The organism is Novosphingobium sp. FW305-C-111, assembly GCF_058783565.1.
The window spans coordinates 268,265-286,804 of record NZ_JBYSYP010000001.1 but is presented as its reverse complement, the minus strand read 5'-3'; the positions used below and the strand labels follow the sequence as shown (position 1 = coordinate 286,804).

The following is an 18,540-nucleotide window of genomic DNA, read 5'->3' as shown; positions in this document are numbered from 1 at the left end:
CTCCGCCCATGGCCAAGCCCGATCCCTCGCTGCTGAACCCCGCGCGCTATCCGTTCGTCCACCGGGTCACCACCCGGTTCTCGGACGTGGACCCCAACCAGCACCTCAACAACGTGGCAATCGCCGCGCTGTTCGAGGATGGCCGGGTGCGGTTTGGTCAGGCGGCAGGCAACCGCAAGGCGATGATCGTCAGCGTCGCGATCGAGTACCTCGACCAGGCCTTCTTCCCGCAGGACGTCACCGTTTATGTGGGGCTGGAGAACATCGGCCGGTCGAGCTGGACCACCGTGCAGCTGCTTGAACAGGAAGGCCGCGTCTTCGCGTTCTGCCGCTCGACCATCGTCCGGACGGTCGATGGCAAGCCCGCGCTCGTCGAGGGCGACCTGCGCGCCGGCTTCGAAAGGATGCTGCTGCGCGATGGCTGAACCGCAGGACGAGTTGACCCAGGCGGAATACGCGCTCGCCCAGCTCGGCGGCTTCACCACGGTGCGTCACATCTTCCTGTGCGTCGATCCCGAAAAGCCGAAGTGCTGCGATCTAGAGACCGGGCGCGCGGCCTGGGCATTCCTGAAGAAGCGGCTCGGCGAACTGAAGCTCGGCGGAAACGTCGGCATCCTGCGCAACAAGGCCGGATGCCTGCGCGTCTGCCTGAAGGGGCCGGTCGCGGTCGTCTATCCCGAGGGCGTGTGGTACCATTCGTGCACGCCGCCGGTGCTCGAACGGATCATCCAGGAGCATCTGGTGGGCGGCGTCCCGGTCGAGAATTTCCGCCTCAGCCCGCCGCAAAACTGAGACAGGGCGCGAACCGAATCAGCCGGTCGTGCGTTTCTTCCTCGATCCGGGCCTAGCCCCGGGAGAATTCGAGGAGTCTTCACCTATGGGTATCCTGCAATGGGCACTCGCCGGGGCCACCGGCTACGCCATCTATCGTTTCGCCAAGAAGAATGAGAGCGAAGGCCCGCGTGCCGCGTTCGCCGACGGCGAATTGTCGGGCAACAACTTCTCCCAGGTTCGTTCGGCCGGGACCGAGGGCATGCGCTCCGACCCCAAGGAATGGGACAAGGTCGACCAGGCTGCGGACGAAAGCTTCCCGGCCAGCGATCCGCCCGCGACTTACTAAGCGGCTGGACACGAAAAAGGGCGGGGGCCTCGCGGCTCCCGCCCTTTTCTCGTGCCGGCTGACGGGTCAGCGCAGGCGGATCGGGACGTACAGCGCGGGCTGCCCGCTGCGCTGGACACGCAGGAGCAGGGCCTCGCGCCCGGCCGCCTTGGCCGCCTTGATCGCGTTTTCGAGATCGGCCCGGGTGCCCACCGCGGCGGACCCGGCCGACAGGATGATGTCCAGCCGCTGCAGGCCCTTCGCCGCCGCATCCGATGAATCGTCGACCTGCGTGATAACCAGGCCCTTGGTCGTTTCCGACACGCCAAGCTGGCGCGCACGCGCCGGCGTCATCTCGACCACCGCGACGCCCAAAGCCTTTTCAACCGTGCCCGAAGCCTGCGGGCCGTTGTCGAACTGGTTCTGGTCCTGCTGGTTGTCTGGCCCGAAGTTCTGCTGGGCGAGTTCTTCTTCGCTCGGGCGCTTGCCGACAACTGCGTTGACGGTCAGCCGCTGGCCGTTGCGCAACAGCTCGATCGGGATGCGCTTGCCCGGAGCAGTATTGGCGACGATGAATGACAGCGTCTGGTCGGGGGTGACTTCCTTGCCGTCGACCTTGACCACGACGTCGCCCGGCTGGATCCCGGCGCGTGCCGCGCCCTGGCCCGGCTCGACCGACTGGATGAACTCGCCGCGGTTCTTGGGCAGGCCCAGCGAGGCAGCGAGGTCGTCGGACAGCGACTGGATCCGCACGCCGAGGTAGCCGCGCTCGATCGCCTGGCCGGTCCTCAGTTTGTCGACGATCGGCGCGGCGATCTCCGCCGGGATCGCGAACCCGATGCCGACGCTGCCTCCGGTCGGCGAGAAGATCGCGTTGTTGATGCCGATCACCTGGCCGTTCATGTCGAACATCGGCCCGCCCGAGTTGCCCCGGTTGATCGAGGCGTCGGTCTGCAGGTAACGGTCATAGGCCGAACCCGTGCCGGTGTTGCGATAGACCGCGGAGATGATCCCGGAGGTGACCGTGCCGCCCAGGCCGAACGGGTTGCCGATCGCGATCACCCAGTCGCCGACGCGGGCATGGCGGCTGTCGCCGAACTTGACGAAGGGGAAAGGCTTAGAGCCCTCGATCTTGAGCACCGCCAGGTCCGAGGCGGCGTCGCGGCCGACCAGCTTGGCCGGATAATCGGTTCCGTCGGTCATGGTGACGGTGATCGATTCGACCTCACCCTGGCCATCGGCGGTGATCACGTGGTTGTTGGTGACGATGTACCCGTCGGCCGAGATCACGAAGCCCGAGCCCAGCGACTGCGCCTCGCGCGTGGTTTCGCCGCCGCCGCCCTGGCCGCCGAACAGGTCGCCGAACGGGGTGCCGGCGAACGGATTGGCCTGGACCTTGACGCGCTGGCGGGTCGAGATGTTGACGACCGCCGGCTGGAGCTGCTCGGTCAGGTCAGCGAAGCTCGCCGGGGCGCCGGCGCGCGGCACCACCTGGCTCATTTCCGCCTGGTCGTTCTGGGCGACCTGCGCCCCGGCGGGAAAACCGGTGACGAGGGTAAGCGCGCTGCCGGCGAGAAGCAGCGCCGAAGTTACTCCATAGGCATATCGCACTGGGCTTCGTCCTCTTTGTTCGTGTGTGCGGGGCCGTCGCCCCGCCCAGATCCCGGTTGGTGATTCACGCCGCATGGCCTGAACGGGAATTGAATGGCCGGGTTCCGCAGCGGCTCACTTGCCGCGGAACTGGCGCAGGTACTCGTTGTCGGGCGACAGGATGATCGAGGTCTGGCTGTCCTTCTGCGCGAAGGTCGCGTCATAGCTCTGCATCGCGCGGTAGAAGTCGTAAAACTGCGGGTCCTTGCCGAAGCTGTCGGCATAAGTCTTCGACGCCTGCGCTTCCGCCTCGGCGCGGATGATCTGTGCCTGCTTGAGCCCTTCCGCCCGGATCGTCGTCGCGGCCTGGTTGCGCGCGCTGGCCATGCGGGTGAACGCCGAATCGAGCGGCGTGCCGTCGGGCAGGTCAGCCCGCTTGATCCTGACGTCGATCACCTGAGCACCATATTCGCGCGCCTGCTTGTCGAGCCCGGCGCGAATCCGCTCCATTGCGACGCCGCGGTCGGCGGTCAGCAGCGACGAGAAGCTGCGCTTGCCCAGTTCCTGCCGGAGGACCGAATTGAGGATCGGCTGGAGCTGTTCGGCGACGCGCTCGGTCGTCCCGGCCGACTGGACCATGCGGACGGGGTCGATGATCCGGAAGCGGGCGTAGGCATCGACCTGCAGCCGCTGCTGGTCCGACGACAGCACCTGCTGGCGCTCCATGTCGAGCGACAGCATCCGCTTGTCGATCCACACCACCTGCTCGAAGAACGGGATCCGCCAGGAAAGGCCCGCCCCGGTCATGCCGAAATCGACATTGGGGCGGAACTTGTTGATCACCCGGGTCGGCTCGCCGACGCGGACGACCACGGCCTGCTTGGTTTCGGGCACGACGATCAGCGTGCTGAACAGCGCCACCACCAGCGCGATCACCGCGATGACGACGGCCTTCTGCTCTCGCCAGAGACGTTCCATCTCAGCGTCCTCCCTGCTTGGGCTGGGCGTCCGGCGCCTTGGCCGGGGCAGCGATCATGCCGGGCAACGGCAGGTAGGGCGTCACGCCCGGGGCTTCGACGATGACCTTGTCGTTCTGGCTGAGCACGCGTTCCATCGTTTCGTAATACATGCGCCGCTTGGTCACCTCGGGCGCGAGCTTGTACTGCTCATAGACCTTGTCGAACTGCGCCGCCTCGCCCTCGGCGCGCTGGGTCAGCTGCTGGGCCCAGGCCTGGGCCCGGTTGATCTCGCTCTGCCGGTCCTGCTGCGCGGCCAGCACTTCCTTGAAGGCTTCGACGACCTTGGCCGGCGGATCGGTCTTCTTGATTTCGACGCCCTGGATCGAGATGCCGGCGCGGTAGAAGTCGAGCGTGCGCTGCATCCGCTCGCGCACCTGCTGCTCGATCCCCGCGCGGCCGTTGCCCATCGCCCCGTCGAGCGTGACTTCGGCGATCGCCTGCCGCATCGCCGCCTCGGCGACGTCGCGCACGGTGCGGTTCGGGTCGTCGAGCTGGAAGGTATAGAGTTTCAGGTCCTTGATGTTCCAGCGGACGATGTAGCTCATGTCGACCAGGTTCTGGTCGGCGGTCAGCATCAGCGTTTCCGCCTCGCCCTGCGGCAGCGTCTCGACGTTGATGGTCGTGACGTTCTTCACCGAGACCTGCTGGATCGGCCACGGCAGCGTCATGCTGACGCCGGGGCCGAGCGTGCGCGAGTACGAGCCGAAGGTCGTGACCACGCCCTTTTCCTGCGCGTCGATGAAGTGGAAGGTCGAGGTGCCGAGCCACGCCAGCGCGACGAGGCCGAGCGCAATCGGCAGCCACGACTTGCCGTCGGGCCGCTGCGGCAGGCGCGGGAACCCGCCGCCCTGGCCGCCGCCACCGCCGCCGCGGTTGGCGCGGGCCTTGAAGATGTCCTCGATGCTCGCCGAGCGGCGCGGCCCTGGCCCTTCGCCGCCGCTGCCGGCGGGCGGGACCCACGGATTGCGCGGCCCGTCGCTCTTTGGCCCGTCGCCTTTTGACGCGTCGCCGGAGGGGGCAGGCGAAGCATCGCCCTCGCCCGGCTCCTGCGGCGCCGAAGGTTGTTCTCCCGATCCGCCCCACGGGCTCTTGCGACCCGCCATGGCAAGGCCGATCCGCGATATGCGTCCACCACCAAGGTTCATGGTCTCCGTTATAGGAAGCATTCGCGATAAAAACAGGGTCCGCTCGGCTGATTTTCCCTGCTAGGGCGCTGGCGATGGATACGGCTGACGAAGCAGGGATGCGCGGGGCGCTGGAACAGGTGGCGGGATCGCGCCTCCAGTCGCTGAAATGGGCGGACGGGATCGCGACGGTGGTGCTCGAGGTCGGCGGGCTCGATCGGATGGAGCGCGACCGGCTGGAGATCGCGGTCCGCGATGCGGCGCGCAAGGCCGGTGCCAGCGACGTGCGCGTGGCGATGACCGCCGAAAAGCGCGCGCGCAAGATCATCGCGGTGGGTTCGGGCAAGGGCGGGGTCGGCAAGTCGACGCTGTCCGCCAATCTCGCCGTGGCGCTGTCGCGCATCGGCAGGAAGGTCGGGCTGGTCGATGCCGACATCTATGGCCCCTCGCAGCCGCGCCTGCTCGCCAACGAGGGCCAGCGGCCCGAGGCGCAGGGGAACAAGCTGGTGCCGGTTGACAGCCCGTGGGGCGTGCCGCTGCTGTCGATGGGTCACCTTGTCGAGCCCGGCCAGGCGATCGCGTGGCGCGGGCCGATGGCGGGCAATGCGCTCGGCCAGCTGGTCGACGCCGAATGGGGCGATATCGAGATCATCGTGGTCGACCTGCCCCCCGGCACCGGGGACGTGCAGCTGACGATGCTCCAGCGCCACAAGCCGGCGGGCGCGGTGATCGTCTCGACCCCGCAGGACCTCGCGCTGATCGACGCGACCCGCGCCGTCAACCTGTTCGAGCAGGGCGGCGTGCCGGTGATCGGAATGGTCGAGAACATGGCAGGGTACGTGTGCCCGCACTGCGGCGAGATGTCCGATCCGTTCGGGCAGGGCGGTGCTGAAGCGGCGGCGCGGACCATGGGCATGGCTTTCCTCGGGCGGATCCCGCTCGACATGAGCATCCGCGTCGACAGCGACGCCGGGCGGCCTCCCGCCGCCAGCGAGGGCGAGCCGGCCGAGGCGTTCAAGGCCATCGCCCGCCGCGTGCTCACCTGGCTGGAGAACCAGAAGTAAGATGCGCGTCACCCGGCGCGGCCTGCTGATCGGCGCCGCGGCGGGCGGCGGCTTGCTGGCTGCGTGGGCGCTGCTGCCCCGCCGCTACGCGAACCCGCTGGCCGCGGGCGAAGGCGAATTCGCGTTCAACGCGTGGCTCAAGCTGGGGAGGGACGGGGTCCTGACTGTGGCGAACCCCGCACTCGAGATGGGCCAGGGCATCACCACCGTGCTGGCGCAGGTCGCCGCGGTGGAGATGGGCGCGGACTGGCGCCAGGTCGCGCTCGCCCCGGCCGCGCTTAGCCCCGCCTATGCCGATCCGGTGCTCGCCGAACGCTGGGCGCCATATTGGCTGCCGGTGGGCGAGAAGGCCGGCGATGCGGTCGCGCGCCGTTATGCCGAGGATGGTCCGCTGGTGGTCACGGCGGAAGGCACCGCGCTCGCCGCCTACGAACAGCCGCTGCGCGAGGCAGCGGCGAGCGTGCGCGCGGTGCTGTGCATGGCCGCGGCCGACCAGTGGGACGTTGCGTGGGAAGAATGCCGGACAAGCGACGGCTTCGTCCTTCACGAGAACAAGCGCCTGCGCTTCGCCGACCTCGCCGAAGCCGCTGCCGGGTTCTCCCCGCCCGAGCCCCCGCCGCTCCTGCCCGCGCCGGCCGCGGAAAAGCAGGCGACCTCGCCCGAGGGCACGAAGCCGATGTTTCCGCGGCTCGATCTGCCTGCCAAGGTCGACGGCAGCTTCACTTTCGCCGGCGATGTGCGCCTGCCGGGAATGGTCTATGCCTCGGTCGCGCACGGGCCGCTCGGCGATACGGTGCTGGCCAAGATCGACCGGGACGCGGCGCAGGGCGTGACCGGGCTGATCGACGTCGTCCAGGGCGAACGCTGGGTCGCCGCCGTCGCGACCAACTGGTTCGCCGCGGACAAGGCGGTCCGCGCGCTCGCTCCGCTGTGGAAGGCGAGCGGCAAGGTTGCCGACAGCAGCGCGATCGAGGAGCGGCTCGACACCGCGATCCGCAAGGGTGCAACGCGGCGGGTGCTCGACGTCGGCGATGCCGACGCGCTGCTCGAAAAGCCGAGGATTGCCCTGCGCTACGATGTCGATCCGGCGGTTCATGCCGCGGTCGAGACCGCCAGCGCGACCGCGCGGCTGCGCGACGGGACGCTCGAGCTGTGGATCGCCACGCAGGCGCCCGACCACGCTCGCCGCGCAGCGGCCGAGGCGGCGGGGATCTCGGCCTCGAAGGTGCTGGTCTATCCGATGGCGGCGGGCGGCTCGTTCGACGCCCGGCTCGACAGCCAGGTCGCCGCCGAGGCCGCGGTGATCGCGGTGAAAGTGGGCAAGCCGGTGCAGGTGCTGTGGTCGCGCTGGCAGGAATCGCTGGCGGTATTCCCGCGCGCGCCGGCTGCGGCGATCCTCGCGGCGGCGACCGACGACGAGGGCCGGGTGCTCGCGCTCAAGACCCGCATCGCCACTCCTGCCTCCGCGCGCGAGGCGCTGGGCCGGCTGCTGGGCGGCAAGGACCCGGTCGAGGCGCTGGCGGACAGCCTCGGCGCGGCGGATCCGCTCGCGGTCGAGGGGGCGGTGCCGCCGTATGCCTTGCCCAACTTCGCGCTGAGCCACGTATCGGTCGAGCTGCCGCTGCCGACCGGACGTTACCGCGGCAATGCCCATGGCTACACCGCGTTCTTCACCGAGTGCTTCATCGACGAACTGGCCGTGCTCGCCCGGCACGAGCCGATGAGCTACCGCATCGCCATGCTCGGCCAGGACCCGCGCCTCGCCGCCTGCCTGACCGGCGCGGCGCGGCTTGCGGAGTGGGACGGCGGACGCGACGCCTCGGGTCAGGGGATCGCCTGCCACCGCATGGAGATCGCCGGGCGCACGGGGCGGATCGCGGTCGTCGCGACGGCCCGGCGGGATGAAAACGGGGTGCGGGTCGACCGGCTCTCCGCGTTTGCCGACATCGGCCGGATCGTGAACCTCGATATCGCGCGCCAGCAGATCGAGGGCGGGCTCGTCTTCGGCCTCGCCATGGCGATCGGCGGGGCGGCAAGCTATGCCCGCGGCGTCCCGCTGACCGGGCGTCTGGCGGAGCTCGGCCTGCCGCTGGTCGCCGACTGTCCCGAGATCGTGACACGGTTCGCCGAAAGCGACGATCCCCCGTTCGACCCCGGCGAGATCGGCGCGGTCGCGGTTGCGCCGGCCATCGCCAACGCCCTTTTCTCCGCGACCGGCTTGCGCTTCCGCCGCCTGCCGCTGCTATCCGACGGACTATGATGCAAAAGCCCGCAGACCATCCCCATATCGCCACCGGCAAGGTCGGCGTCCTGCTCGCCAACCTCGGCACGCCCGATGCGCCCGAGGCGGGGGCGGTGAAGCGCTACCTCAAGCAGTTCCTCTCCGACCGCCGGGTGGTCGAGATCCCGGCGCTGGTGTGGCAGCCGATCCTGCGCGGGATCATCCTCAACACCCGGCCCAAGAAGAGCGCACACGCCTATGCCCAGGTCTGGGGCGAGGACGGCTCGCCGCTCGCCGCGATCACGGCGGCGCAGGCGCGGCTCCTGCAGGAGCGGCTGGGCGAGGCTGCCGTGGTCCGGCACGCGATGCGCTATGGCAGTCCCGCGATGGAACGCGAACTCGACGCGCTGCTCGCGGCAGGGTGCGAGCGCATCCTCGTGGCGCCGCTCTATCCGCAGTATTCGGGCGCGACGACGGCAAGCTCGCTCGATGCACTCGCGGCCTGGATCAACGCGAACCGGCGGTTGCCGGCGCTGCGCACCCTGCCTCCCTATCATGACGATCCGGCCTATATCGGCGCGCTCCACGCTGATCTGTCAGCCAGCCTCGCCGGGCTGGACTTTGCGCCGGAGGTGCTGCTGCTCAGCTTCCACGGGATGCCCGAGCGGACACTGACGCTTGGCGATCCCTACTATTGCCACTGCCGGAAGACCGCACGCCTGCTCGGCGAGCGGTTCGCCGCCACGCATCCCCAGCTGCGGATCGAGACCGCCTTCCAGTCTCGGTTCGGGCGGGCCAAATGGCTCGAACCGGCAACCGACGCGGTGCTGGTCGAGGAGGCAAGGAAGGGCACCCGCCGCCTCGCCATAGCCGCGCCGGGGTTCTCCGCCGACTGTCTCGAAACGCTCGAGGAACTGGCCCTGCGCGGACGCGATTCGTTCGTGGAGGCAGGCGGCGAGAAGTTTGCCGCGCTGCCCTGCCTCAACACCTCCGGTCCGGGCATGGAGCTGATCGAGACGCTTGTGCGGCGCGAGCTTGCCGGGTGGATTTGACGGTTCGGGCAGGCCTGCTTACATTACGGTAAGTAATCAAGGCCAACCCCGGGGAGAACCATGGCCAGCATCGCCACAGACGCCGGCAATCCGCACTGGACCACGCTCAAGGACGAGCACGCGCTCGACCACATCCCGGGCGAAGACGGCTGGCCGATCGTCGGCACCACGCTGAAGGTGCTGGCGGATCCGATGGGTTACGGGCGCGAGATGCTCGCCAAGCACGGCCGCGTCTCGCGCAGTCGCAGCTTTGGGCGGCGCAATGTGATCCTCGTCGGGCCGGACGCCAACGAACTGGTGCTGTTCGACCGGCAGAAGCTGTTCTCGTCGGAACAGGGCTGGGGGCCGATGCTCAACCTGCTGTTCCCGCGCGGCCTGATGCTGATGGACTTCGAGGCACACCGGGTCGATCGTCGCGCGCTGTCGGTCGCGTTCAAGCCCGAACCGATGCGCCACTATGCCGACGTCCTCAATGCCGGCATCGCCGCCGACGTCGCCAGGTGGGGCGACCGCCCCGGTGGGCGCATCCGCTTCTACGACGAGATCAAGCGCCTCACGCTCGACACCGCCGCAGCCTCGTTCCTCGGCCTGCCGCTGGGGCCGGAGGCGGACCGGCTCAACCAGGCCTTCGTCGACATGGTCCAGGCCTCGGTCGGGGTGGTCCGCCGGCCGCTGCCCTTCACCAAGATGGGCAAGGGCGTCGCCGGGCGGAAGCTGATGGTCGAATACTTCACGCCCCTGGTGCGTGAGCGGCGCGAGCGGCCCGGGCAGGACATGTTCAGCCAGTTTGCGCTCGCCACCCGCGAGGACGGCTCGCTGCTGCCCGAGGACGTCGTGGTCGATCACATGATCTTCCTGATGATGGCGGCGCACGACACCATCACCAGCTCGGCCACCTCGCTGGTCTGGGAGCTGGTCAAGTCGCCCGAATGGCAGGGCAAGCTCCGCGCCGAGGCACTGGCCGTGACCGGCGGCGAAGGCCGCCCGCTCGCCTACGACGACCTTGGCCGGATGGAGCTGACCGAGATGGCCTTCAAGGAGGCGCTGCGGCTCGTCCCGCCGGTCCCGAGCACGCCGCGCCGGGCGATCCGCGACTTCGAGTTCGGCGGCTATCATATCCCGGCGGGCACGCCGGTGGGAATCAGTACCTCGATGGTCCATCTCGATCCCGAAGTCTGGCCCGAGCCCAACAGGTTCGATCCCCTGCGCTTCACGCCGGACCAGGTCGCGAAGCGGCACAAGTACGCGTGGGTACCGTTCGGCGGCGGCGCGCACATGTGCCTCGGCCTCCACTTCGCCTACATGCAGGTCAAAATCCTGATGGCGCACCTGCTGACCCGCTACGAGCTCACGGCCGAGCCCGGCTATGCGCCGCAGTGGCAGCCCTGGCCGATCCCGAAGCCGCGCGACGGGCTGCAGGTCACCCTGCGCCGACTCTGACGCCCCGCTCCGCCCGGAACTGGTTGACGATTCGGGGCTGGCTGGCTAAGGGGCGCGCTTTCCGGCGATCCGGGCCGTCTGGCCGGGGGCGCCTTCATGCCCAGACACGCAAGACATAACGGCCCCTCGCCGGGTCAGGAACAAGGACGAACATGGCCAATACGCCGCAAGCCCGCAAGCGCATCCGCCGCAACGAGAAGCGCGCCGAAATCAACGGCAACCGCTTGGGTCGCATCCGCACCTTCGTCAAGAAGGTCGAAGCGGCGATCGCCGGCGGCGACAAGGAAGCGGCGGCTGAGGCGCTCAAGGCGGCCCAGCCGGAACTGTCGCGCGGCGTGGCCCGCGGCGTGCTCCACAAGAACACCGCCTCGCGCAAGTTTGCCCGGCTGACCAAGCGGGTCGCCGGCCTCTGATTCGCGCCGCCCGGCTTCAGGCCGGGCGAATCGCCTCGATCCGGCCTCGTCATGAGCAGGTCACGATGGCGAAAAAGCCGAGTCATCGGGCACAAAGACAGAACGTGGCCGGCGGGTGTTTCGCCGGCCATTTTCGTTTCCGGCACTGTGCAGCGCAGCATGCCGGTGAGCAGTTGCGGGAAGGCTAGGAAAATCCACGATTCGGGAATGCCGATTCGGACCGGATTTAACTTTATTGTTATTTTACAGTAACTTGATTGATTTCTGCGGCCTCGACCGAGTCAAGCATGTTTATTTCAGTTTTTTTGCAGGTCCCGGACTTGCGCGGTGCGGCATACCCCCAATACAGTCCCATCTGTCCACGGCGATTCCATCTGTCGGGACATCACATGGGACATTCTTCCGGACCTCGGCTGACGATTTCAGGTCGTCGGCGGCGGTCCGGTCGTGCCCGGCGAATTCGGGGGTCGGATTTGCGGGCCATCAACATTGGGCGGGGCGGTAGCAAGTGTCAGATATCGGACTGGACGGCGCGCCCTTGGTGCGTCTTGCCGTGAAAGATGCGACAAGGAGTGCGGGCGTTCCCGCCCAGGGCAGGAAAGGCCGTGACGAAGCGATGATCGAAGACCAGGAAGCACTCGATCTGGCTGCCGACTGGTCTGACATCAGCCAGGGCTTGCGCAAGGATCTTGGCCAGCAGCTCCACACCCAGTGGATCAAGCCGATCCAGCTTGGCTCGTTCTGCAAGGAGACCGGCACGCTCGATCTCTACCTGCCGACCGAGTTCTCCGCCAACTGGGTGGCCGACCGGTTTTCCGACCGCCTGTCGCTGGCGTGGAAGATCGCCCGCAACGAAGTCCGGCAAGTGCGCATCTCGGTCCACCCCCGCCGCCGCTCGCTGCCCGAGCTGCGTCTCGGCAGCGAGGTCCAGGGACTGCAGACCAGCTCGGTCGCACTGGCCGCGCAGGGCGTTGCCGACGCGATGACCAGCGGGCTCGACCCGTCGCTGACCTTCGCCGAGTTCGTCACCGGCACCGCCAACGTGCTCGCCTGCAACGCCGCGCAGCGCATGGCGGCGAGCGAGACCCCGCAGTTCTCGCCGCTCTATCTCAAGGCCTCGACCGGGCAGGGCAAGACCCACCTGCTCCACGCGATCGGCCACGCCTATGCCGCCAACCGCCCGGGCGCGCGGATCTTCTACTGCTCGGCCGAGCGGTTCATGATCGAGTTCGTCCAGGCGATGCGCTCGAACGAGATGATCGAGTTCAAGGCACGGCTGCGCGGGTTCGACCTGCTCCTGGTCGATGACATCCAGTTCATCATCGGCAAGGCCAGCACGCAGGAGGAGTTCCTGCACACGATCGACGCGCTGATGAGCGCGGGCAAGCGCCTCGTCGTCGCCGCCGACCGCGCGCCGCAGGCATTGGACGGGGTCGAGCAGCGCCTGCTGTCGCGCCTGTCGATGGGCCTCGTCGCCGATATCGCCCCGGCCGACATTGAGCTGCGCCGCAAGATCCTCGAGCACCGCCTCGCCCGTTTCACCAGCAGCCACGTGCCGGCCGACGTGATCGAGTTCCTCGCTCGCACCATCAACCGCAACGTCCGCGAGCTGGTCGGCGGCCTCAACAAGCTGATCGCGTTTGCGCAGCTCACCGGCCAGCCGGTGTCGCTCCAGCTGGCCGAGGAGCAGTTGACCGACATCCTCTCGGCCAACCGACGCCGCATCACCATCGACGAGATCCAGCGCACGGTCTGCCAGTTCTACCGGGTCGACCGCACCGAGATGGCGAGCAAGCGCCGTGCCCGCGCCGTGGTCCGTCCGCGCCAGGTGGCGATGTACCTCGCCAAGGTGCTGACCCCGCGCTCCTACCCGGAGATCGGCCGCAAATTCGGCGGGCGCGACCACTCCACGGTGATCCACGCGGTCCGCCTGATCGAGGAACTGCGCACTCGCGACGCCGACATGGACGGCGACGTCCGCACCCTGCTGCGCCAGCTGGAGAGCTGAGCGGTTCCCTTGCCGGACGCGTTGCGCTAGGCGCTTCGGCAATGGCTCCCGATCTTCCCGCCACGTTCTGGCAGGCCGCCTTGCGCGGTCTTGCCGGCAAATGCCCGCGCTGCGGTGGCGGACCGCTGTTCGCGGGATGGCTGAAGCCGGTGGCGCACTGCCCGGCCTGCGCGCAGGACTGGAGCCACCAGCGCGCCGACGACTTTCCCGCCTACGTCTCGATTCTCGTGACCGGTCACCTGATGGCCCCGATCATCATCGCGCTGGTCACCGAGTTCGACCTCTCGACCCCGGTGCTGATGGCGATCGTGCTGGTGCTCGCCTCGGTGCTGATGCTCGGCCTGCTGCGTCCGGCCAAGGGCGCGATCATCGCGGCGCAGTGGTGGCACGGGCTCCACGGCTTCCGCAAGGAACGGCGGGCCGGGGCGGAATGAGCCTGCCCGCAGACCGCGTCGGGCGCTTCGCCCGCCACATCGTCCTGCCCGAAGTCGGCGGCGCCGGACAGGCGCGGCTCGCCGAAAGCCATGTCGTGCTGGTCGGGATGGGCGGAATCGGCAACCCGGCGCTGCAGTACCTTGCCGGCGCGGGCGTCGGGCGGCTGACCCTGATCGACGACGATACGGTCGATCTCTCCAACCTCCAGCGCCAGACGCTGTTCACGAATGCGGACGTGGGCCGGAGCAAGGCGCAAGTCGCGGCAGAATGGCTCGGGCGCTTCGACCCGGTCATTGCGGTCGACGCGCACGTCACGCGGATCGGGGCGGACAATGCAGGCGAACTGCTCGCCGGCGCCGACCTTGTGCTCGATGGCTGCGACAACTTCGCCACGCGGCTAGCGGTGTCCGACGCCTGCGTGGCGCTAGGCGTGCCGCTGACCAGCGCCGCGCTCGGGCGGTTCCAGGGGCAGGTCGCCAACTTCGCCGGGCATCTTCCGGGCGAGAGCTGCTATCGCTGCTTCGTCGGCGACGCGTTCGATGCCGAGGATTGCGACACCTGCGCCGCCGATGGGGTGCTCGGCGCGATGGTCGGGATGGTCGGCAGTTTCGCCGCGATGCACGCGATCCGCGTCCTGCTGGCGGGCGTATCCACGCTCGGCGACCCGCAGTGGGGCAAGCTTCACCTGTTCGACGGGCTGAAGCCCGAAATGCGCACGATGCGGATCGCGAAAGACGCCGAATGCCGGGGCAGTTGGGCCTAGAAGCTCGCGCCGTCGATGAAGCGGCGGGGCAGGTCTCGCCACAGCGCCGGCTCGAACATCCGCAGGTTCACGCCGACCTTCGCGTAGGCCGGGTCCACCGCCGTCCAGTGCGTGGTGCAGGCACAGACCGGGCAATGCCAGGTGTCGAGCGCGCCATCGCCTTGCCGGTACGCGACCTCGGCCCCCGCGGCGGAGAACAGCGCCGGATCGGTGTAATGCCAAAGTCCGGCGATGCGCCGGCAGATCGAGCAGTTGCACTCGGCCGCCTCGACCGGCGTGTCATCGAGCACGAGGCGAACGTGGCCGCAGTGGCAGCTGCCGTGGTGCGCGCTCATCGCAGCACTTCCTCGACCCATTGCGGCACGACCTGCGTCGCCGGGCCCAGCCGGCTCTCGTGGAACCAGCGCGAGCCCTGGCTTTCCTCGAGATTGAGTTCGAGCGTCCGCGCGCCGAGGTCCCGCGCGTTGCGGACGAAGCCCGCCGCCGGATAGACCGCGCCCGAGGTGCCGATCGAGACGAACAGGTCGGCCCGGCGCAGCGCGGCGAAAATCTCGTCCATCCGGTAGGGCATCTCGCCGAACCACACGACGTCGGGGCGCAGCGTGCGCGCGCTGCACACCGGGCAGGCCGGGCGGTGGATCAGCGGCGCGGTCCAGCGGCTACGCTCGTCGCAGGTCGTGCACCACGCGTTGAGGTGCTCGCCGTGCATGTGAAGCACGCGGGCAGCCCCGGCGCGCTCGTGGAGGTCGTCGACGTTCTGGGTGACGATCAGCAGTTCGCCGTCCCATTCGCGGTCGAGCTTCGCGAGCGCGTAGTGCGCCTCGTTCGGGGCCTTGGTCTGGATCGCCTCGCGGCGCATGTCGTAGAAGCGCAGGACGAGGTCGGGATCGCGCGCGAATGCCTCGGGCGTCGCCACGTCCTCGACCTTGTGCTGCTCCCACAGCCCACCGGCGCTGCGGAAGGTGTCGATCCCCGATTCGGCCGAGATGCCGGCGCCTGTCAGGATCACGATGTTGCGGAGTGAACTCACTTTGCCCGTCCGTCCTGAGCTTGTCGAAGGACCGCTTTTGGTTCAAGCGGCGCAGCAAGGGAAGGGCGGCCCTTCGACAAGCTCAGGGCGAACGGAGATTATCTGTGGCCAGGATTGGGATCATCGGGAGCGAGGGCCGCATGGGCCACGCGCTGGCAGAGGCGATCGCGGCGGCAGGCGAGACGTTGTCCGGCGGTATCGACAAGGGCGGTGATCCTCTCACGCTCGCTCGTGCCAGCGACGTTCTCGTCGATTTCTCCAGCCCGCACGCGCTCGAAGCCAACCTCGACGCGGCGGCCGAGGCCGGCATTCCGATCCTCGTCGGCACGACCGGGTTGGAAGAGCGCCATCATTTCCTTTGCGACGACGCGGCGCTGCGGACCGCGGTGCTCCAGACCGGCAACACCTCGCTCGGCGTCAACATGCTCGCACACCTCGTGCAGGAAGCCGCCGCCCGGCTGGGCGAGGATTGGGACATCGAGATCGCCGAGACGCACCACCGGATGAAGGTCGATGCGCCGTCCGGCACCGCGCTGCTGCTGGGCGAGGCGGCAGCGAAAGGGCGGGGAATCGCGCTCACCGACAATTCGGAGCGCGGCCGCGACGGAATTACCGGCAAGCGGGGGATCGGGGCCATCGGCTTCGCCTCGCTTCGCGGCGGCACGGTTGCCGGGGACCATACGGTCCATTTCCTCGCCGACAACGAACGGATCGCGCTCTCCCACCACGCCGAAAGCCGGATGATCTTCGCGCGCGGGGCGGTCCGCGCCTGCCAGTGGCTGCTGGGCAAGCCGGCCGGGCGGTACAAGATGGCGCAGGTCCTCGGCTTCTCGGAAGGCAGCCCGGGTTAGCCGCCCTGCCTCACGGCGAAGCACAATACCCGGCGGTTACCTCGGAATCCGAGCGAAACTGTTGAACCCGGGCATTCCCGTTGTATCAAGCCCCGAACAGTGAGGGGCCAATGCAGCGTTTCGATCCCGCGGGGGCAACCGCGCGGTTAGTCGACAGTCTCGGACCCTTGGCGCTCGACCGTGCCGAGGCCTATACCCGCAGTTCGAACCTGTTGCTGGTCATCGGTGCCGCAATCTGGGTCGCCGCGGCGTGGGCCATCGCCCGCTGGGGGCTGCTCGACCGGCTGGCGGAGCGCTGGTCGCGCCGCCCGCTGTGGCTGGCGACCTTCGGGGTCGCGGCGGTGTTCTTCGTCCTTGTCGACCTCATCCGCCTGCCGTGGATCGTCTTTGCCGACTGGTGGCACGAGCGCCGCTATGGCCTGTCGAGCCAGCCGCTCACCGACTTTCTCGGCCAAGCCGAGCTGAGCAGCATCGCCGAAGCGGTGATCGGCGGTGTCGTGATCGCGATCCTGTTCGGGGTGATCCGCCGCGCACCCCGGCGCTGGTGGGTGCCGGCGGGCGGGCTCACCGCGCTCAGCATCCTCGTCATGCTCCTGCTCGGGCCCACGCTGATCCAGGCGATGTTCAACCGCTACCAGCCCGTCCCGCCGGGGCCGGCCCGGGTCGAGCTTGAGCGGATCGCCGACCGCACCGGGATCCCGCACGACCGGATTTTCCAGTACGACGGCTCGCGCCAGAGCCAGACGTTCAGCGCCAACGTATCCGGGCTCGGATCTTCGGCGCGGATCGCGATTTCGGACGTGGCGCTGAAGCGCGCGACCATTCCGGAAATTCGCGTCCTGATCGCGCACGAGGCGGGGCATTACGTGCTGGGCCATATCTGGCGGCTGGTCCTGGTGCTGCCTCTGGTCGCGATGCTGGCGCTGGCCATCATCGACCAGGTGTACCCACGCATTGCCCGGTGGTTCGGGACCTCCGTGCCGCTGGGCCACCCCGCCAGCATCGCGGTGTTTGCCGCGCTCGTCCAGGTGCTGACGATGGTGCTCTCGCCGATCCCCAACACCATCACCCGACGGAGCGAAACCGCGGCCGACCGCTATGCGCTGGCCGCCACCAACGATCCCGACGCACTGGCCAGCGCGCTGCTGAAGACCGCCGAGTACCGCTATCCGCGCCCGTCGCCGTTCGAGGAAATGCTGTTCTACGACCATCCTTCGCTCGAACGGCGGATACGCATGGCGATGGAGTGGAAGGCCGCGCACTTGCCAGCCGGAGAGGCGCAGTCCACCACCGCGCCATGACCCGCGCCGAAATCTTCGAGTTCTTCCGCCGCCTCGCCGAGGCCAACCCGGACCCGCAGACCGAACTGGAATTCGGCAACACCTACCAGCTGCTGGTCGCAGTGGTGCTTTCCGCCCAGTCGACCGACGTGGGCGTGAACAAGGCAACGCGGGCACTGTTCCGCGATGTGCAGACCCCGGTGCAAATGGTCGCGCTGGGCGAGGAGGGGCTGAAGGACCACATCAAGACCATCGGGCTGTTCAACTCGAAGGCGAAGAACGTCATCGCCTTGTCCGACATTCTCGTGCGCGACTATGGCGGCGAGGTTCCGGCGGACCGCGACGTGCTCACGCAGCTCCCCGGCGTCGGCCGCAAGACCGCCAACGTGGTGATGAACTGCGCGTTCGGGGCAGAAACCTTCGCGGTCGACACGCACATCTTCCGCGTCGGGAACCGCACCGGCCTGGCGAAGGGCAAGACCCCGCTGGCGGTGGAGAAGCAGCTCGAGAAAAAGGTCCCCGAACCCTTCCGGGTCGGCGCGCACCACTGGCTGATCCTCCATGGCCGCTACGTCTGCAAGGCGCGCACGCCCGAATGCTGGCGCTGTGCCGTCGCCGACATTTGCCGCTACAAGGACAAGACCCCGGAACCGGGCAGTCCCGAGTCGGTTGCGAAGAAGGCCGCGGCGAAAGCGAAGGCAGCGATTGCCTCCAGACGCCCGGCCAAGGAGAGGTTGGCATGAACAAAGCCAGGATCGCCGCCGGAGCCAGCGCGCTCCTTCTCGCCAGCGGCTGCAGCATGCAGGAAGGCACAGGCCGCAATGGCCATGCCGAGGATGTTCCCGCAGCCAGGGTGCTCGGCGCGGCCGAGAGTTGCATCCCGATCGCATCGATCCAGGAAAGCCGCGTCCGCGACGACTGGACGATCGATTTCCGCACCGGCGGTAACAAGTGGTATCGCAACACCCTGCCGCACCGCTGCAACAGCCTCGGCTTCGAAAAGGCGTTTTCCTATTCGACCTCGCTCAGTCAGCTGTGCAGCACCGACATCATCACGGTGATTGCTAACACCGGCGGCGGGATCGACAGCCGCGGTTCGTGCGGCCTCGGCCAGTTCGTGCCGGTCGAACCGGCCAGGTAACGCACACCGC

20 protein-coding genes are annotated in these 18,540 nt (G+C 68.4%); 15 read left to right on the top strand and 5 right to left on the bottom strand.

Features of this window, described 5'->3' with window-relative positions; genetic code table 11:
* Window positions 1–8 precede the first annotated feature (8 nt).
* The 3 genes from AC3WLD_RS01530 (at window position 9) to AC3WLD_RS01520 (ending at window position 1,120) form a co-directional block, all read left to right on the top strand.
* Window positions 9–425, top strand: coding sequence for an acyl-CoA thioesterase (locus AC3WLD_RS01530; protein WP_492555134.1), 417 nt, complete (start codon window positions 9–11; stop codon window positions 423–425).
* The gene (locus AC3WLD_RS01525) at window positions 418–792 is read left to right on the top strand and encodes a (2Fe-2S) ferredoxin domain-containing protein (RefSeq protein ID WP_492555133.1); all 375 of its coding nucleotides are present in this window, start codon (window positions 418–420) and stop codon (window positions 790–792) included. The genes AC3WLD_RS01530 and AC3WLD_RS01525 overlap by 8 nt, the downstream gene beginning before the upstream one ends.
* An 85-nt stretch (window positions 793–877) precedes the next feature.
* Complete coding sequence (locus AC3WLD_RS01520; RefSeq protein WP_492555132.1) at window positions 878–1,120, top strand: hypothetical protein; 243 nt, start codon at window positions 878–880, stop codon at window positions 1,118–1,120.
* Between the two features lie 66 nt (window positions 1,121–1,186).
* On the opposite strand, the gene AC3WLD_RS01515 is transcribed toward AC3WLD_RS01520, so the two are convergent.
* The 3 genes from AC3WLD_RS01515 to hflK form a co-directional block, all read right to left on the bottom strand.
* The gene (locus tag AC3WLD_RS01515) at window positions 1,187–2,710 is read right to left on the bottom strand and encodes a Do family serine endopeptidase (protein WP_492555131.1); all 1,524 of its coding nucleotides are present in this window, start codon (window positions 2,708–2,710) and stop codon (window positions 1,187–1,189) included.
* 114 nt (window positions 2,711–2,824) lie between these two features.
* Window positions 2,825–3,667, bottom strand: a complete 843-nt coding sequence (hflC, locus tag AC3WLD_RS01510) for a protease modulator HflC (RefSeq protein WP_492555130.1) — start codon at window positions 3,665–3,667, stop codon at window positions 2,825–2,827.
* A 1-nt stretch (window position 3,668) separates the two neighbouring features.
* A complete protein-coding gene (gene hflK / locus AC3WLD_RS01505; protein WP_492555129.1) occupies window positions 3,669–4,853 on the bottom strand; it encodes an FtsH protease activity modulator HflK in 1,185 nt (394 codons plus the stop codon).
* 275 nt (window positions 4,854–5,128) lie between these two features.
* On the opposite strand from hflK, the gene AC3WLD_RS01500 reads away from it, so the two are divergent.
* The 8 genes from AC3WLD_RS01500 to AC3WLD_RS01465 all read left to right on the top strand — a co-directional run bounded on the left by AC3WLD_RS01500 (window position 5,129) and on the right by AC3WLD_RS01465 (window position 14,228).
* Window positions 5,129–5,896, top strand: a complete 768-nt coding sequence (locus tag AC3WLD_RS01500; RefSeq protein ID WP_492555334.1) for an Mrp/NBP35 family ATP-binding protein — start codon at window positions 5,129–5,131, stop codon at window positions 5,894–5,896.
* Window position 5,897: 1 nt separating this feature from the next.
* Window positions 5,898–8,156, top strand: a complete 2,259-nt coding sequence (locus AC3WLD_RS01495) for a molybdopterin cofactor-binding domain-containing protein (protein WP_492555128.1) — start codon at window positions 5,898–5,900, stop codon at window positions 8,154–8,156.
* Complete coding sequence (gene hemH / locus AC3WLD_RS01490; protein WP_492555333.1) at window positions 8,156–9,169, top strand: ferrochelatase; 1,014 nt, start codon at window positions 8,156–8,158, stop codon at window positions 9,167–9,169. The genes AC3WLD_RS01495 and hemH overlap by 1 nt, the downstream gene beginning before the upstream one ends.
* Window positions 9,170–9,229: 60 nt before the next feature.
* Window positions 9,230–10,609 (top strand): cytochrome P450, encoded by a 1,380-nt coding sequence (locus AC3WLD_RS01485; protein WP_492555127.1) that lies wholly within the window; start codon window positions 9,230–9,232, stop codon window positions 10,607–10,609.
* A 152-nt stretch (window positions 10,610–10,761) separates the two neighbouring features.
* Window positions 10,762–11,022 (top strand): 30S ribosomal protein S20, encoded by a 261-nt coding sequence (gene rpsT, locus AC3WLD_RS01480; RefSeq protein ID WP_492555126.1) that lies wholly within the window; start codon window positions 10,762–10,764, stop codon window positions 11,020–11,022.
* A gap of 616 nt (window positions 11,023–11,638) precedes the next feature.
* Window positions 11,639–13,030, top strand: a complete 1,392-nt coding sequence (gene dnaA / locus AC3WLD_RS01475; protein ID WP_492555125.1) for a chromosomal replication initiator protein DnaA — start codon at window positions 11,639–11,641, stop codon at window positions 13,028–13,030.
* Between the two features lie 41 nt (window positions 13,031–13,071).
* Window positions 13,072–13,464 (top strand): DUF983 domain-containing protein, encoded by a 393-nt coding sequence (locus AC3WLD_RS01470; protein ID WP_492555124.1) that lies wholly within the window; start codon window positions 13,072–13,074, stop codon window positions 13,462–13,464.
* On the top strand, window positions 13,461–14,228 hold the full coding sequence (locus AC3WLD_RS01465; protein WP_492555123.1) for a HesA/MoeB/ThiF family protein: 768 nt from the start codon (window positions 13,461–13,463) through the stop codon (window positions 14,226–14,228). Before AC3WLD_RS01470 ends, AC3WLD_RS01465 begins: the two co-directional genes overlap by 4 nt.
* On the opposite strand, the gene AC3WLD_RS01460 is transcribed toward AC3WLD_RS01465, so the two are convergent.
* Window positions 14,225–14,563, bottom strand: coding sequence for a GFA family protein (locus tag AC3WLD_RS01460; RefSeq protein ID WP_492555122.1), 339 nt, complete (start codon window positions 14,561–14,563; stop codon window positions 14,225–14,227). The two genes, AC3WLD_RS01465 and AC3WLD_RS01460, sit on opposite strands and share 4 nt — an antisense overlap.
* Entirely contained in the window at window positions 14,560–15,258 is a 699-nt protein-coding gene (locus AC3WLD_RS01455) for an NAD-dependent deacylase (protein ID WP_492555121.1), read from the bottom strand. The genes AC3WLD_RS01460 and AC3WLD_RS01455 overlap by 4 nt, the downstream gene beginning before the upstream one ends.
* 104 nt (window positions 15,259–15,362) lie before the next feature.
* Here AC3WLD_RS01455 and dapB point away from each other — a divergent pair, with 104 nt between their 5' ends.
* The 4 genes from dapB (at window position 15,363) to AC3WLD_RS01435 (ending at window position 18,530) form a co-directional block, all read left to right on the top strand.
* Window positions 15,363–16,109 carry a 4-hydroxy-tetrahydrodipicolinate reductase gene (gene dapB, locus AC3WLD_RS01450; protein WP_492555120.1) on the top strand — a complete coding sequence of 249 codons (747 nt, stop codon included), beginning with the start codon at window positions 15,363–15,365 and terminating at the stop codon, window positions 16,107–16,109.
* Between the two features lie 110 nt (window positions 16,110–16,219).
* Window positions 16,220–17,410, top strand: a complete 1,191-nt coding sequence (locus AC3WLD_RS01445) for a M48 family metalloprotease (protein ID WP_492555119.1) — start codon at window positions 16,220–16,222, stop codon at window positions 17,408–17,410.
* The gene (nth, locus tag AC3WLD_RS01440; RefSeq protein WP_492555118.1) at window positions 17,407–18,132 is read left to right on the top strand and encodes an endonuclease III; all 726 of its coding nucleotides are present in this window, start codon (window positions 17,407–17,409) and stop codon (window positions 18,130–18,132) included. The genes AC3WLD_RS01445 and nth overlap by 4 nt, the downstream gene beginning before the upstream one ends.
* Window positions 18,129–18,530: a hypothetical protein gene (locus AC3WLD_RS01435; protein WP_492555117.1), complete on the top strand. Its 402-nt coding sequence runs from the start codon at window positions 18,129–18,131 to the stop codon at window positions 18,528–18,530. The genes nth and AC3WLD_RS01435 overlap by 4 nt, the downstream gene beginning before the upstream one ends.
* Window positions 18,531–18,540: the final 10 nt, after the last annotated feature.

Coding starts and splice junctions, on each gene's coding strand:
- AC3WLD_RS01530 (WP_492555134.1), top strand. CDS start 9: ATGGCCAAGCCCGATCCCTCGCTGCTGAACCCCGCGCGCTATCCGTTC.
- AC3WLD_RS01495 (WP_492555128.1), top strand. CDS start 5,898: ATGCGCGTCACCCGGCGCGGCCTGCTGATCGGCGCCGCGGCGGGCGGC.
- AC3WLD_RS01520 (WP_492555132.1), top strand. CDS start 878: ATGGGTATCCTGCAATGGGCACTCGCCGGGGCCACCGGCTACGCCATC.
- AC3WLD_RS01525 (WP_492555133.1), top strand. CDS start 418: ATGGCTGAACCGCAGGACGAGTTGACCCAGGCGGAATACGCGCTCGCC.
- AC3WLD_RS01500 (WP_492555334.1), top strand. CDS start 5,129: ATGACCGCCGAAAAGCGCGCGCGCAAGATCATCGCGGTGGGTTCGGGC.
- AC3WLD_RS01435 (WP_492555117.1), top strand. CDS start 18,129: ATGAACAAAGCCAGGATCGCCGCCGGAGCCAGCGCGCTCCTTCTCGCC.
- AC3WLD_RS01485 (WP_492555127.1), top strand. CDS start 9,230: ATGGCCAGCATCGCCACAGACGCCGGCAATCCGCACTGGACCACGCTC.
- dnaA (WP_492555125.1), top strand. CDS start 11,639: ATGATCGAAGACCAGGAAGCACTCGATCTGGCTGCCGACTGGTCTGAC.
- hflK (WP_492555129.1), bottom strand. CDS start 4,853: ATGAACCTTGGTGGTGGACGCATATCGCGGATCGGCCTTGCCATGGCG.
- AC3WLD_RS01460 (WP_492555122.1), bottom strand. CDS start 14,563: ATGAGCGCGCACCACGGCAGCTGCCACTGCGGCCACGTTCGCCTCGTG.
- AC3WLD_RS01470 (WP_492555124.1), top strand. CDS start 13,072: ATGGCTCCCGATCTTCCCGCCACGTTCTGGCAGGCCGCCTTGCGCGGT.
- hflC (WP_492555130.1), bottom strand. CDS start 3,667: ATGGAACGTCTCTGGCGAGAGCAGAAGGCCGTCGTCATCGCGGTGATC.
- hemH (WP_492555333.1), top strand. CDS start 8,156: ATGCAAAAGCCCGCAGACCATCCCCATATCGCCACCGGCAAGGTCGGC.
- AC3WLD_RS01465 (WP_492555123.1), top strand. CDS start 13,461: ATGAGCCTGCCCGCAGACCGCGTCGGGCGCTTCGCCCGCCACATCGTC.
- rpsT (WP_492555126.1), top strand. CDS start 10,762: ATGGCCAATACGCCGCAAGCCCGCAAGCGCATCCGCCGCAACGAGAAG.
- AC3WLD_RS01445 (WP_492555119.1), top strand. CDS start 16,220: ATGCAGCGTTTCGATCCCGCGGGGGCAACCGCGCGGTTAGTCGACAGT.
- nth (WP_492555118.1), top strand. CDS start 17,407: ATGACCCGCGCCGAAATCTTCGAGTTCTTCCGCCGCCTCGCCGAGGCC.